This is a genomic window from Sporichthya brevicatena (genome assembly GCF_039525035.1).
Classification (GTDB): domain Bacteria; phylum Actinomycetota; class Actinomycetes; order Sporichthyales; family Sporichthyaceae; genus Sporichthya; species Sporichthya brevicatena.
This window is the reverse complement of sequence record NZ_BAAAHE010000052.1, coordinates 18,574-32,088: the sequence shown is the minus strand read 5'-3', so window position 1 is coordinate 32,088 and position 13,515 is coordinate 18,574. Positions and strand designations below refer to the sequence as shown.

Here is a 13,515-nt window from a genome sequence, read left to right as displayed (position 1 = left end):
GGTCGGTCAGGGCGTGCGCAGCGCCTCGATCGGCGTCAGGCGCGCAGCGCGGGCCGCCGGGTACACCCCGGCCGCGACGCCGATCGCGAGAGAGATGAGCAGGCTCACTCCCGCGACCGAGGGGCTGACCGCGACGGGTTGGTCCAGCGCCGCCGGCAGCGCGGCGGCCACCCCCAGGCCGGTGGCGAGGCCGAGTGCCCCGCCCGCAAGGCCGAGCCCCGACGCCTCGGTGAGGAACTGGGTGCGGATGGCGCGTGGTGTCGCGCCGAGCGACTTGCGCAGGCCGATCTCGCGGGTCCGCTCGGTGACCGAGACCAGCATGATGTTCATGACGCCGATCCCGCCCACCAGCAGCGAGATCGCGGCGATGCCGCCGAGCATGACGGTGAGCGTCTTGTTGGTCTCGTTGGCGGTGGACACCAGCGACGCCTGCGTCGTGATCGTGAAGTCCGCGTTCGCGGTGGAGACGCCGTGGTTGGTGGCCAGGGCCGCCTGCGCCTCCTGGTAGGCCGCCGCAAGCGCGTCCCGCGAGGTTGCCTGCAGGTAGATCGTGCTGACGGCGTTCCGCGCCGACCCCGACGCGACACGCGTCGAGTACGTCGTGGACGGCATCAGGACGAGGTCGTCCTCGCTGGTCGCGGAGGTCGAGCCCATCGGCTCGAGCACGCCGATCACGGTGAACGTCGAGCCGGCGATCGTCACCGACTGTCCGACGGGGTTCTGCCCGGCGAACAGTTCGGTTGCCGTGTCGGGCCCGAGCACCGCCACGGGCCGCTGCGCGGCGAGGTCGTCGGCGCTGAAGAAGCGGCCCGCGGAGACCTCGCGCGTCCGGACCGAGAGCCACGAGGGGGAGGTTCCGGACACGGTCGTCGTCCAGGTCGTCGACCCGGCGGTCAGGGACTGCATCCCGGACGCGACCGGCGCGACGGCGGCGATGTCGGGCGCGACCTCCGGGGAGGCGAGGGTCTCGGCGTCGCGCAGGGTCAGCGTGGTGGCCGACCCACGGCCGCCGCGGACTCCCGTCGACGACGTCGTCGAGCCCGGCGAGACGATGAGCAGGTTCGAGCCGAGCTTGTCGATCTGGTCGCGGACCTGCGCCTGGGCGCCCTGACCCAGGCCGACCGTCACGGTGACGGCCGCGATGCCGATGAGGATGCCGATCATCGTCAGCGCCGACCGGAGCCGGTGCGCACGGATGGCCTCCAGCGCGGTGCGCGTGGTGTCGCGGGGGTTCACACGGCACCGCCGTTGAGGTAGTCCTCGGTCACGAGACCGTCCGCGATCCGCACGACCCGGGCCGCGGCCTCGGCGACCTCGGCGTCGTGCGTGATGAGGACGATCGTCCGGCCGCCGGCGTGCAGGTCGGCGAGCAGCCCGAGCACGTCGGCGGTGGACTTGGAGTCCAGGTTCCCGGTCGGCTCGTCGGCGAGGATGAGCGCCGGTTCGGTGACGAGCGCCCGCGCGACCGCGACGCGCTGCTGCTGGCCGCCAGAGAGCTCGTTGGGCTTGTGGTCGACCCGGTCGGCGAGGCCAACACGTTCCAGCGCGGCCATCGCTCGCTCGCGGCGTTCACTGCGCGGGGTGCCGGCGTAGAGCAGCGGGAGTTCGACGTTCCGCCAGGCGGGCAGTGACGGCAGCAGGTGGAACTGCTGGAACACGAATCCGATCCGTGCGTTGCGGACGTGCGCGAGTGCGGTCTCGTCCATCGCGGACACGTCGACCCCGGCGAGGTGGTAGGTGCCCGCCGTCGGGGTGTCCAGGCATCCGAGGATGTGCATCAGCGTCGACTTGCCCGACCCCGACGGGCCGACGACGGCGACGTACTCGCCCGCGTTGACCTGCAGGCTCACCCCGCGCAAGGCGTCGACCGCCAGGGCGCCGGTCTCGTACCGCTTGCGCACGTCCGTCAGCTGCAGGACCGGGGCGGAGGTGTCCGACCACGCTGAAGCGGCGTCAGTCTGCAGGAGGGCGCTCATCGCGCACCGCCCATCGGCATCCCGGGCATCCCGCCTCCGGGGATCGCGCCGCCGGGCATCATCCCCGCCGGCGGGCCGCCGAACTGGCCGCCGAACTGGCCGCCTCCGCCCGACCGGTTGCCGCCGCGGGTCTCGCCGGCCGGCCGGGTGATCGTCGTGACCTGGACCTGGTCGCCGTCGACGAGTCCGGACAGCACCTCGGTGCTCGTGCCGTAGCTGGACCCGACGCTGACCTCGACGGTCCGGGTCGCGTCACCCTCAACCTTCGTCACGACGGTCTTGCCGTTCTCCTGGCGCAGCGCCGCGGTCGGGACGGTGAGGACGTCGGTCAGCTGTTTGGTGACGATCGCGACGGTCGCACTGCCGCCGGGGTGCAGTCCCTCCGGGGTGCCGGTGATCTTGATGGTGACGGGGAACGTCGACGAGCCGCCGGACGAGCTGGAGGCGACAACGCCGACCGAGCTCACCGTGCCGAAGACTGCCTGCGTCGCGCCCGACGGCGTGATGCGTGCCTGCTGGCCGGTCTTCACCGAGGCGAGGTCGGTACCGGAGACCGCGGCGTCGACGACGTAGGACTTCGTCCCGACGACGGTCACGTGCGCGCTCGACGAGCCCGCTCCCGACGAGCCGACCATGCCGCCGCCGTTCCCGCCGGAGAGGACGTCGCCGACGACGATGTTCACCGCCGCGACGACGCCGTCGATGGGCGAGGTGAGCTTGGCTGCCGCGAGGTCCGACTTGGCGGCGGCGAGCTTGTCCTTCGCCGTGGCGAGCTGCGCCTTGGCGGCCGCGAGCGAGGCGGACCCGGACGCGGCGTTCATCTGCGCCTGGGCCGACGTGACGTTCGCGGCGGCGACGTCGACCGCGCGCTGGAGGTCCTTCGTCCCGACGCGGGCCAGAACCTGACCCTTCGTCACGGTTTGTCCGACGGTGGCCTTCACCGCCGTCACCGTTCCGCCGACCGGGAACGACAGCTCCGCGACGTCGGCCGCGTTGATGGTGCCGCTCGCGCTCACGGTCTGCTCGATCGTCCCGGCGGAGACCGTGGCCACGATCGACCGCGCCGCTGCCGCAGCCGCGGAGGCCGAGTCCCGGGTCAGGGCCCAGGCCCCGGTCCCGCCGGCGGCCAGGACGAGCAAGGCGACGGCGCCCACCACCTTCGGGTGGCGCCGGAGCGCAGCCGATCTGCGCGCTTTCGACATCGCGTTCCCCCCACGAGTTCGCATTCACCGCCGTGACCGTCCCGCCGGTTCGCGGCTGTTCTCTCGATAGGACGGAGCGCGCCTTGGGCGTTGCTGTGATCGTTCCTGTGGATTCCTGTGGCCTGCCCGCCGGACCCGAAGCCACAGTTGGCGCACAACATCGGCACAGAGCGACGACAGCGCCCACGCTGACATTGACAGGCATGACGACGTTGATCCCGAACCCGTCCACCCCCGTCGAGCCGGCCGAGCGCCCGATCGTGCGCCACCCCGACGGCAGCCCGGTGCGCGTCCTGGTCGTCGACGACGAGCAGAGCCTGTCCGAGCTGCTCCAGATGGCGCTGCGCTACGAGGGCTGGGAGATCCGGACCGCCGCCAACGGCTCGGACGCCTTGCGCGTCGCCCGCGAGTTCCGGCCCGACGCGGTCGTGCTCGACATCATGCTGCCCGACATGGACGGTCTGACCGTTCTGCACAAGCTGCGCGCCGAGGCCGACACCCCGGTGCTGTTCCTGACCGCGAAGGACGCCGTCGCTGACCGCGTCGCGGGCCTGACCGCCGGGGGCGACGACTACGTCACCAAGCCGTTCAGCCTCGAGGAGGTCGTGGCCCGGCTGCGCAGCCTGGTCCGGCGCTCGCTCGCCGCGGGTAACGCCAACGCGAACCGCCTCGTCGTCGGTGACCTCGTGATGGACGAGGACAGCCACGAGGTCCGCCGCGGGGGCGAGGAGATCAAGCTGACCGCGACCGAGTTCGAGCTGCTCCGGTACCTGATGCGCAACCCGAAGCGAGTGCTCTCGAAGGCGCAGATCCTCGACCGCGTCTGGAAGTACGACTTCGGCGGCCAGGCGAACGTCGTCGAGATCTACATCTGCTACCTGCGCAAGAAGATCGACGCCGGCCGCGAGCCGATGATCCACACCCTCCGCGGCGCCGGCTACGTGCTCAAGCCCGCCGCCTGACGCCACGCGGTTGGATGGGTCCGTGGCAGCGGACCTGGACCTGAACGACCTCGACGAGGTCCGGCGTCGGGTGGTCGAGCCCGTCCTCGCCGCGATGCTGCGGCCGGGGGAGTTGGTCTCCGCCGACCTCGTCGTCGCCGACGACTGGCCGGACACCGACGAGTCCGACTGGGCCTGGAAGCGCTGGCCCAACAACCCCGACGCCCCGCGGCCGGGGGACGAGCCGGACTCGCTGTACCTCGTGGTGCGCGCGGGCGAGAACGAGCAGCACACCGCGTGGCTCGGGACCCTCGACCTCTCCCGCCACGACGCCACGGACGTCGCGGAGCGGCTGGCGTCGGTCTTCCACGACTGGATCGCCGAGTCGTCCTTCGGCTGGGGCGAGGCGCGCTCAGCCGCCGACGTCGAGATCCCGGGCGCGGCTCGCGACTCCGACGGCCGGCCGATCGTCGGCCTCTGGATCGGCGCCGGTGGTCCCGAGGTGACGGTCGACTGGACGCCCGTCGGTCCTGCGACGCTGTCCGCCGAGCTGCGCGCGGACCTGTCGGCCTGGTACGACCGCTACGTCAGCTGGGCGACGGAGGCCGACGCGGCGGCGCAACGCCGCTCCGAGGCGCTCGCGGCGAAGCCGGCGGGGTTCCAGATCACCTTCGTCGACGCGGCGAGGACCGAGTCCGAGGTCGCCGCCGTCCGCGTTGCCCGGGCCGAGGCGCACCTCGGCTCCTGGCGGCAACTGCTCGCGGAGCTCGAACCCGCCCGCGACGCCCTGCTTACCCGCCTGGCGACAGAACTCAGCGACGCCTACGTCGCGCCCCCGCCCGCCCGGATCCTGTGATCCGTTGAGCAAGGGGTGTCACCCCTTGTTCAACGCGGGCTACTCGGCGGCGATGACGCGGAGGACCTCGTCGAGGGTGGTGAGGTCCTCGGAGACGAGGCGGACGGCCTCGGTGATCAGGGTCGGCATGCCCTCGGCGATGGCTTCGAACCGGACGACGTCGGCGTTGGCGCCGTCGGCGACCAGGGCCCGGATCGAGGGGGTCATGCGGAGCATCTCGTAGACGCCGACGCGGTCGTGGTACCCGGTGCCGCCGCAGTACGAGCAGCCGGTGCCGACGAGGAACTCGGTCTTCGGGGTGCCGCCGTGACGGAGGTAGATCGCGCGCTGCTCGGGGGTCGGCTCGACGGGGCGGGCGCATTTCGGGCAGGTCCGCCGCAGCAGCCGCTGCGCCATCACGGTCAGGACCGAGGACGTCACGAGGTACGGCTCGACGCCCATCTCCAGGAACCGGTACAGCGCGGAGACCGAGTCGCGCGCGTGCACGGTCGAGAGCACGAGGTGCCCGGTGAGCGCGGCCTGCACCGCGATCTTCGCGGTCTCCGGGTCGCGGATCTCACCGACGAGGATGACGTCCGGGTCCTGACGCAGCAGCGAACGCAGGCCGGTCGCGAACGTGGTCCCGATGGCGGGGTTGATCTGGATCTGCGTGATGGTGTCGACGACGTACTCGACGGGGTCCTCGATCGAGCACAGGTTCGCGCCGACGGAGTCGAGCTCGCCGAGCGTCGCGTAGAGCGTCGTGGTCTTCCCACTGCCGGTCGGGCCGGAGCACAGCAGCATCCCGGAGGTGTTCGCCGCGGCGGCGGCCCAGGCGCGTGCGGTCTCGGGGTGCATGCCGAGCTCCGCGTAGCGGACGCGGCGGCGCTCGGACTCCAGCAGCCGCAGCACCACCTTCTCCCCGTTGACGCCGAGCGTGGTGGAAACGCGGACGTCGACCGCGCGTTCGCCGCGCGCGTCCTCGGTGCGGAAGACGAACTGCCCGTCCTGCGGCCGGCGCTTCTCGACGATGTCCATGCCGGCGAGGACCTTGATGCGGCTGACCACGCCGCCGGCGAGCTCGAGCGGCATCTGCAGGACCTCGTGCAGCACCCCGTCGACCCGGTAGCGGACGCGGACGCGGTGCTCCTGCGGCTCGATGTGGATGTCCGACGCGCGGTCGGCCAGCGCGTGCGAGACGAGCTCGTCGACGACCTCGACGGGGGAGATGTCCGCGCCGATCGTGACGAGACCGGCGGCACGGCCGAGGACGCCGATCACCTCGGCCGGGCCGCCGTTCGGTACCGAGCCCGACCCGGGCCACCAGCGCGCACGCACAATGTCCCGTCCTCCGGTCGGCAGCGTCGGCGACCTGTTTGTCGGTCGGCGGCGGTCGCGACTTGACGGTGTTGACGGGTGAATGGCGGGAATTGAACCGACGCGTCAGGCCTGGGCGTTGCGCACGATCGAGGCGGCGACGCCGCGGGCGATGCGGAAGACCACGTCGGGCTCGAGCGGCAGACCCTCGGACGCGATGGCCGCCATGTGCATCGCGAGCAGCGCCATCCGCACCTGCAGCCGCAGCTCCGGGGGAGCCTCCGGCCCGACGACGGTCGCCGCGATCCGGTCGACGGCCCGCCGCGGCCCCTCGCCGGAGACCAGGCCGAGCTCCCGCATCAGGCGCTGGTTCGCGTTGATGAACTTGCCGACCTGCAGGCCCTGGGCGCGGACCAGGTCCGCCCAGCGGGCGAGCAGCTCGTCGAGGTCGGGCCGGGCCTGCTCGGCCCAGGTCACGGTCTCCTCGACCGCGTCGAGGTAGCTGCCGACGAGCTCGCGGGCGATCTCTTCCTTGCTGGTGAAGTGGTGGTACAGCGCCGCCTTGGTGACGCCGAGTTCCTCGGCGATCGCTCGCATGGAGACGGCGTCGTAGCCGTCGCGGCTGAACAGGTCGAGCGCCGTCGAGAGGGCTCGGGCACGGGTGCCAGGGGTCGGCGCCTGCGGCGCCGGCTCCGCACTCATCGGGCCTCCTCGGAAACGGTGGGGAACGGTGGGGAACGGGTGGGGAACGGCGGGGGTGGGAAATCCCGTCGCGTCCGCGCCGGCTGCGAGCAAATCTAGGGGGTGTAGACCTCATCCGTTCGGCCAGTTCTGTCCCGAACGGAATGTGCGCGCCGGTAATTGCGTTGCGAGCTTACCGACCGGTCAGTTAGCTTAGGTGACCGGAGGGGAACGCACAGCCGAACGGCAGGGAGTACACGCATGTCTCAGGAGGCACCGGCGTCGCCGGCTGCACAGCCGGTCCCGCCTGCCTCGCGCCCGGTCGACGAGTTCGGGTACGAGCAGCGGTCGCATCGCGAGATCTTGCTCGTGATGTCGGGTCTGATGATCGCGATGATGCTCGCGATGCTCGACAACATGATCGTCGCGCCGGCGCTGCCGACGATCGTCGGAGAGCTCGGGGGGCTCGAGCACCTGGCCTGGGTGACCACGGCCTACATCCTCGGCGTCGCGGTGGCGACCCCCGTGTGGGGCAAGCTGATGGACCTGTTCGACCGGAAGTTCATCTTCGTCGGGTCGATCGTGATGTTCCTGGTCGGCTCCGCGCTGTGCGGCATGGCCCAGGGCATGACCGAGCTGATCCTGTTCCGCGCCTTCCAGGGTCTGGGCGCGGGCGGTCTGATCGTGGGCGTCATGGCCGTGATGGCCGTGATCGTGCCGCCGCGCGAGCGCGGCAAGTACGCCGGTTACTTCATGGCGATCATGCCGGTGTCGATGATCGCCGGCCCGCTGATCGGTGGCTGGATCACCGACCACGCCTCGTGGCGCTGGGCGTTCTACGTGAACGTGCCCGTCGGTGGTCTCGCGCTGTTCGTGGTCATGGCGACCATGCACCTGCCGAAGCCGCCGAAGAAGCAGGTCTCCATCGACTGGTGGGGCACCGGCCTGATGGTCACGTGGGTCACCGCGGTCATCCTCGTGACCAGCTGGGGCGGCACCGAGTACGGCTGGGGTTCCCCGACCATCCTCGGGCTGATCGCGGTCAGCGCGATCGGGTTCGTGGCCTTCATCGGCGTCGAGCGCAAGGCGGCCGAGCCGGTCCTGCCGCTCGGGGTCTTCCGCAACTCGAACTTCACCTTCGTCGCGGTGCTCAGCTTCGCGGTCGGGTTCGTGATGTTCGGCGGCATGACCTTCCTGCCGCAGTTCCAGCAGTACGTGCAGGGGCAGTCCGCGACCAACTCCGGTCTGCTGCTGATGCCGATGATGGTGGGCTCGCTGTTCACCAGCGTCGCCTCGGGCCAACTGATCACCAAGACCGGGTCGTACCGGATCTACCCGATTCTCGGCACCGTCGCGATGACCGTCGGCCTCGCGCTGATGGCGACCATGGGCACCGGGACCGGCGAGGTCGAAACCGGCGTCTACATGTTCATCATGGGCTCCGGCATGGGCCTGCTGTTCCAGTCGACGATGCTGATCGCGCAGAACAGCGTGGAGATGAAGGACATCGGCGCGGCCACCGCGACCGCGACCTTCGTCCGCAGCATGGGTGGCTCGCTGGGTGTCAGCGCGCTGGGCGCGATCTACGCGCACCAGCTCACCGGCACCATCACCGACCGCCTCGGCCCGGACAACCCGGTGGGCGACGGCACCGAGCTCTCGCCCGAGGTCGTCCGGACCATGCCCGAGCAGGTCGTCGACGCGATCCAGCACGGCATCGTCGACGGCCTCTCGCCGGTCTTCGTGGTGTCCGCGGTGCTCGCGGCCCTCGCGATCCCGGCGGCGCTGGCCATCAAGCACGTCCCGCTGCGCGGCGGGCCGGGCTCGGCGCCGGCTCCGGCCGCAGCACCGGCGGCCGCCCCGGACGCTCCGGCGGCGCAGGCCGCCGCGGCTCCCGTCTCGGCGGAGACGATGAGCAGGGCGACCGCCGCGGCGACCGAGGCCTCGACGCTGACCGTCGGCCCCGTCGGGCCGGGTGTGGTGGTCCGGACGGTCGACGGGGCGCCGGTGCCGGGAGCAACGGTGACGCTGCTCAGCCGGTCGGGTCGTCAGCTCGAGGTCGGGACGGCGGACGAGACCGGGGCCTACCTGCCCTCGGCCGCGGGTGCCGAGGCGTACGCGGTGATCGCGTCCGCCCCGGGCTACGCCCCGCACGCCGGGATCGTCGCCCCGCCGAACGGGGTCGCGCAGAAGGTCGTGCTGACGCCGCTGGCCGCTCAACCCTCGGCGGGCCGGCGGGTGGACCAGCCGGTCAGCTGACCCGGCGGGTCGAACGGATCAGATCAGGTCTTCCTTGGGAGGCCCGGGAAGCGTGTGGCGCTGCTCCAACCAGCAGTTGCCGACACGGTGGTAACCCCGGGCCTCCCAGAAGCCGAGGGTGTCGGGCGTGACGTAGTCCCAGCCGCGGAACCACTTCGGACCCTTCCAGCAGTACAGGTGCGGCAGCACGAGCCGGACCGGCGCGCCGTGCTCCGCGGAGAGCGGGACACCGCCCAGCGTCGTCGCGATCAGTGCCTGCGGAGAACGCAGGTCCTCGACGGTGACGTTGGCCGAGTAGCCGTACTCGCCGTAGACAAGAACGTCGGTGACACCGGGCGGCGGCGGGGCGATCTCCAGCAGCGTCGCGGCCGGCACGCCCTCCCACTCCAGGTCGAGGCAGCTCCATCCGCTTGCGCAGTGCAGGTCGGCGGTGACGCCGGTCGCGGGCGCCTCGAGCAGTTCCGCGACCGAGGTCGTGACGGTGCGGTCCGCGAGCTGACCGCCGACCGCGATCGGCCACGGGTCGGGCTTGCGGCGGGGGATCGGTCCGTAGTGGCGGACGGGAAGGTCCGGTCGCGCCTTCTGACCGGGCGGCAGCGGGTGGTCCTGGTCGGACGTCGAGTCGGGCACGGCCACGATCACAGCTAAGCACTCGTGTCTGCGAGGACTCACAAGGCCCCCTGCGGCCGGGCGGCGGATTGCGCTACCTGCCGGTAGATCCGACCCGTACCCTGCGGGCAGCGAATCAGGAGGGCGCGTGCACATCGAGCTGCCGACGTGGGCGATCTACGTCTCGATGCCGCTGATCGCCGCCATCATCGGCTACGTCACGAAGCTGGTCGCCGTCGAGATGATGATGCGACCGCTCGAGTTCAGGGGCATCCCGCCGTACCTGGGCTGGCAGGGCGTCATCCCGCGCTTTGCGCCGCGGATGGCGAGCATAGCCACCGACCTCATGCTCTCCCGCCTCCTGACGACGCGGGAGTTGTTCGACCGCATCGACGGCCGTGAGATGGCCGCGCGCCTGCAGGAACCGATGCGCGCCACCATCGACGAGATGACGCGCGAGATCATGTCGCGCCATCAGCCGCTGGTCTGGGAGGCGATGCCCGAGGTCGGCCGCAAGGCGGTCATCTGGGCCGTTCAGCGGCAGGCGCCGAAGATGGTCGAGCGCCTCGTCGACGACCTCAAGCGCGACCCGGAGTCGGTCATCGACCTGCGGGCCGTCGCCGTCGACGCGCTCGTTCGCGACAAGGCGCTGCTCGTCTCGCTGATCCGGCGGATCGGCAAGAACGAGTTCAACTTCATCATCCGCGTGGGCGCGCCGTTCGGATTTCTCCTCGGCTGCGTCCAGGCCGGCGTCTGGGCGGCGACGCACAACGTGTGGGTCGTGCCGATCTTCGGTGGCCTCGTCGGCTTCCTCTCCGACTGGGCCGCGCTGCAGCTCATCTTCCGCCCGGTCCAGCCCCGTCGCTTCGCGATCTTCCGCTGGCAGGGTCTGTTCCACCGCCGTCGCGCCCAGGTCATCGAGGACTACGCGAAGGTTCTCGGCGAGGAGATCCTCACCCCGGCGAACCTCATCGACGCGATGCTCACCGGCCCCCAGGCCGACCGCCTCTTCGCCCTCGTCGCCCGCGAGGTCGACACCGCCGTCAACGCGCAGGTCGGCCCGGCCAAGCCGCTGGTCGTCCTCGCCGTCGGTGGCCGCAAGTACCAGGAGCTCCGCTCGGAGATCGTGGCCGCGGCCGTCACCCGCATGCGCGGCAGCATCGACGACGTCGGCGCCTACGCGATGGAGGCCCTCGACGTCCAGGGCACGATCATCACGAAGATGTCCGCGATGACCGACGAGGAGTACGAGAACCTCCTCCGCCCCGCGTTCAAGCAGGACGAGTGGAAGCTCATCGCCGTCGGCGGTGTCCTCGGTTTCCTGATCGGTGAGCTCCAGGTCCACCTGCTGCTGACCTGAGGCTCACCCGGTTCCCGCCGGTCAGCGGCCGCCGGCCTGGCCGATGCCGTTGACCCGGAGGGTGTACGGGGCCTCGAGGGTGGCCTTCTCCTCGGGGTCGTCCCAGCCGACGACGGCGACGAGCAGGGGATAGCGGCGCAGGGCCTTGAGCTGAGCCGGCGTCAGGGTCACCGAGTACCTGCCCGCGAAGCGGAAGACCTGGATCCGGCGGCCGACCTCGTCGATGCCGACGATCTGGAGCGACCAGTCCTTCACCGGGATCGGGGAGATCTGGGTCATCGTCCGGAACGGGTCGGTGCTCGAGCCGTCGCTGATCAGCTGCCCGCCGACGGTGATGTCGTCGACGGCCCAGCCGCCCATGTTGATCAGGGGGTCGGACTTGAAGCGGAACCCGATCAGGACGTCCTGGCCCGCGTAGGGCGTCAGGTCGAACACCTGCGGCGTCGGGACCGGGACCGACCCGGTGAACCCGTAGCCGTGCTCGCTCTTGGTCGTGAACGCGTTCTCCAGCGTCTGGTAGGTCTTGCCGCCGTCGGTGGAGATCAGGACGTAGCCGAAGTCGTAGTCCTGTTCGAGGTTGTAGACGGTGGTGAACGTCAGCAACGGGTTGGCCGCCGGGACCTTGGCGGGGAAGACGATGCTCGCGTCGGTGTCGGGGGTGTTGCCGGAGAACAGCACCGGGTTGTCGAGCGGGGTCGACGGCAGCGGCGGGGCCGCGATCGTCGGCACGGACGGGACGTTCGGCAGCGGCGGCAGCGAGACCGCGGGCAGCGGGTAGGAGTTCTGCACGGTCCACTGCACCGGCAACGGCGGCAGCGACCGGTCACCGCTGAAGCTCAGTGACTTCAGCTGCGTACCGTCGAGCGGTCCGACGCCGAGGCCGCGCAGCGTCACGTAGTCGGCGCCGTTGGACGCGGCGCCCACGGCGCTCATCGCCGCCGGGTTGAGCAGGTTCACCGCCGCCCGCAGGCTCTCGGTCGTGACGAGCTTGCGGTTCACGCCGGACAGGCGCATCCCCTTCTGCTCGAGCAGGCGGTCGAGCAGGGTCATCAGCTGGTAGTCGCGCAGGAGCTGCGGAACCTTCGGCCGGCCGTCCAGCAGGCTCAGCACGTGTCGCAGCGAGCTCAGGCCGCGGCGGACGTTGTCGCGGTGGAGCTCGGAGAGCACCTCCGGGCCGAAGCGGTCGCGCAGGTAGAGCAGGAACGACTCGGCGTTGCCGTAGTCGGCGAGCAGTTCCTTCGCGGTGCCCTGGTCACCCCAGCGCGTCAGGGAGTTCGCCGGCCCGCCGCAGGGGACGGGCGCCGGGTTGTACTGCGTCACCAGCGTCCGGAAGCCCTGGAAGCACGCGACGTAGGCGTTGTAGCCGAACTGGTTCACGCTCAGCCGCGAGTCCAGGTAGCCGGTGACGTGCTCGGCGTACATCGACAGGCCCTCGTTGACCCACTCGACCTCGTCGACGTCGATGTAGTACATGAGCAGGTGTTGGTACTCGTGCGCGAAGACCGACTCGTAGAAGTACGGGCTGCCGTCACGGTTCAGGCAGGGGTCCTCGCTCGGCTGGTGCGGCGGCTCGGGGCCGATGTTGTGGGCCCAGTCCTCCGCGTCGATGGTCATGATGTTGCGGTCCGTCAGTTCGTTCGCGGCCGGGTTGAAGAACCCCGCGACACCGGACCGCTCCTTGGGCCAGTTGTAGAACGACTCGTCCCGGATGTTGTCGATCAGCGTCACGACCTTGTTGCCGTCGCCGGAGAAGTCGAGGCCGGTGGTCGTCAGATCCTGCTGCGCCTTCGACCCGTCGCGGTCGGGCGCGACGCTGAAGGCCTCGGACTCGCGCGGGAGGATGTTCTTGTCGTACTCGCGGATCAGGTACTGGATCTGCTCGTCGGTGATCGTCGTGTAACCCGGCAGCTTCGCGCGGCAGTCGCCCGGCCGCGTCTCGATGCCCTTCGACACCGCGTCGGAGCCCGACGCGATCCAGACCTCGATCGCGTCACCGACCCCGCGGAGGGTGAACTCCTTCATGTACTGCAGGCCGGTGACGAAGTCGACGCTCGGCCACATCCGCTTGGTACCGACCGGCGGGGTCTTCCCTGCGGTCGTCCGCCCCGCCTGGGCCTTCCCCGCGGGACTCTCCAACCACCGCGCCACGGTCTCGGCCGTGTCCGGGGCGAGCGGCAGCTTCGCCGTCGACGGCTCGTAGTGCTGCACCCCGGCGGGGACGATGCCCGTGGGCGCCGGTGCGGCCGGCTCGGACGCCCGGGCCCCGCCGTCGAAGGTCAACGGGCTGAGCGCCAGGGCGGCGACCACCAGGCCGGCAGTCCAGACACGCGTCATG

At 70.9% G+C, this 13,515-nt stretch carries 11 protein-coding genes; 4 read left to right on the top strand and 7 right to left on the bottom strand.

Translation table 11 applies throughout. The features are described from left to right. Positions 1-6: 6 nt before the first annotated feature. The 3 genes from ABD401_RS23690 to ABD401_RS23680 are packed head-to-tail and all read right to left on the bottom strand — an operon-like array spanning position 7 to position 3,130. On the bottom strand, positions 7-1,236 hold the full coding sequence (locus ABD401_RS23690; protein ID WP_344609442.1) for an ABC transporter permease: 1,230 nt from the start codon (positions 1,234-1,236) through the stop codon (positions 7-9). Continuing rightward, positions 1,233-1,976 carry an ABC transporter ATP-binding protein gene (locus tag ABD401_RS23685; protein WP_344609439.1) on the bottom strand — a complete coding sequence of 248 codons (744 nt, stop codon included), beginning with the start codon at positions 1,974-1,976 and terminating at the stop codon, positions 1,233-1,235. The genes ABD401_RS23690 and ABD401_RS23685 overlap by 4 nt, the downstream gene beginning before the upstream one ends. Next, positions 1,973-3,130, bottom strand: coding sequence for an efflux RND transporter periplasmic adaptor subunit (locus ABD401_RS23680; protein ID WP_344609437.1), 1,158 nt, complete (start codon positions 3,128-3,130; stop codon positions 1,973-1,975). Before ABD401_RS23680 ends, ABD401_RS23685 begins: the two co-directional genes overlap by 4 nt. A 251-nt stretch (positions 3,131-3,381) precedes the next feature. Between ABD401_RS23680 and ABD401_RS23675 the strand changes: the two genes are divergently transcribed. Further along, a complete protein-coding gene (locus ABD401_RS23675; protein ID WP_344609435.1) occupies positions 3,382-4,140 on the top strand; it encodes a response regulator transcription factor in 759 nt (252 codons plus the stop codon). 22 nt (positions 4,141-4,162) lie between these two features. Next, complete coding sequence (locus ABD401_RS23670) at positions 4,163-4,975, top strand: hypothetical protein (protein ID WP_344609433.1); 813 nt, start codon at positions 4,163-4,165, stop codon at positions 4,973-4,975. Positions 4,976-5,014: 39 nt separating this feature from the next. Here the strand turns inward: ABD401_RS23670 and ABD401_RS23665 are convergent, their stop codons facing one another. Both ABD401_RS23665 and ABD401_RS23660 read right to left on the bottom strand, forming a co-directional pair. Further along, a complete protein-coding gene (locus ABD401_RS23665; RefSeq protein WP_344609431.1) occupies positions 5,015-6,292 on the bottom strand; it encodes a GspE/PulE family protein in 1,278 nt (425 codons plus the stop codon). A 105-nt stretch (positions 6,293-6,397) separates the two neighbouring features. After that, positions 6,398-6,973 carry a TetR/AcrR family transcriptional regulator gene (locus ABD401_RS23660; RefSeq protein WP_344609429.1) on the bottom strand — a complete coding sequence of 192 codons (576 nt, stop codon included), beginning with the start codon at positions 6,971-6,973 and terminating at the stop codon, positions 6,398-6,400. 240 nt (positions 6,974-7,213) lie between these two features. Between ABD401_RS23660 and ABD401_RS23655 the strand changes: the two genes are divergently transcribed. After that, positions 7,214-9,211 (top strand): MFS transporter, encoded by a 1,998-nt coding sequence (locus ABD401_RS23655; RefSeq protein ID WP_486387616.1) that lies wholly within the window; start codon positions 7,214-7,216, stop codon positions 9,209-9,211. An 18-nt stretch (positions 9,212-9,229) separates the two neighbouring features. Here the strand turns inward: ABD401_RS23655 and ABD401_RS23650 are convergent, their stop codons facing one another. Next, on the bottom strand, positions 9,230-9,847 hold the full coding sequence (locus ABD401_RS23650) for a molybdopterin-dependent oxidoreductase (protein WP_344609427.1): 618 nt from the start codon (positions 9,845-9,847) through the stop codon (positions 9,230-9,232). Between the two features lie 121 nt (positions 9,848-9,968). Between ABD401_RS23650 and ABD401_RS23645 the strand changes: the two genes are divergently transcribed. Beyond that, the gene (locus tag ABD401_RS23645; RefSeq protein WP_344609425.1) at positions 9,969-11,180 is read left to right on the top strand and encodes a DUF445 domain-containing protein; all 1,212 of its coding nucleotides are present in this window, start codon (positions 9,969-9,971) and stop codon (positions 11,178-11,180) included. Positions 11,181-11,201: 21 nt separating this feature from the next. On the opposite strand, the gene ABD401_RS23640 is transcribed toward ABD401_RS23645, so the two are convergent. Next, on the bottom strand, positions 11,202-13,514 hold the full coding sequence (locus ABD401_RS23640) for a peptidase M6 immune inhibitor A (RefSeq protein WP_344609423.1): 2,313 nt from the start codon (positions 13,512-13,514) through the stop codon (positions 11,202-11,204). Position 13,515: the final 1 nt, after the last annotated feature.

Coding starts and splice junctions, on each gene's coding strand:
- ABD401_RS23685 (WP_344609439.1), bottom strand. CDS start 1,976: ATGAGCGCCCTCCTGCAGACTGACGCCGCTTCAGCGTGGTCGGACACC.
- ABD401_RS23675 (WP_344609435.1), top strand. CDS start 3,382: ATGACGACGTTGATCCCGAACCCGTCCACCCCCGTCGAGCCGGCCGAG.
- ABD401_RS23660 (WP_344609429.1), bottom strand. CDS start 6,973: ATGAGTGCGGAGCCGGCGCCGCAGGCGCCGACCCCTGGCACCCGTGCC.
- ABD401_RS23655 (WP_486387616.1), top strand. CDS start 7,214: ATGTCTCAGGAGGCACCGGCGTCGCCGGCTGCACAGCCGGTCCCGCCT.
- ABD401_RS23640 (WP_344609423.1), bottom strand. CDS start 13,514: ATGACGCGTGTCTGGACTGCCGGCCTGGTGGTCGCCGCCCTGGCGCTC.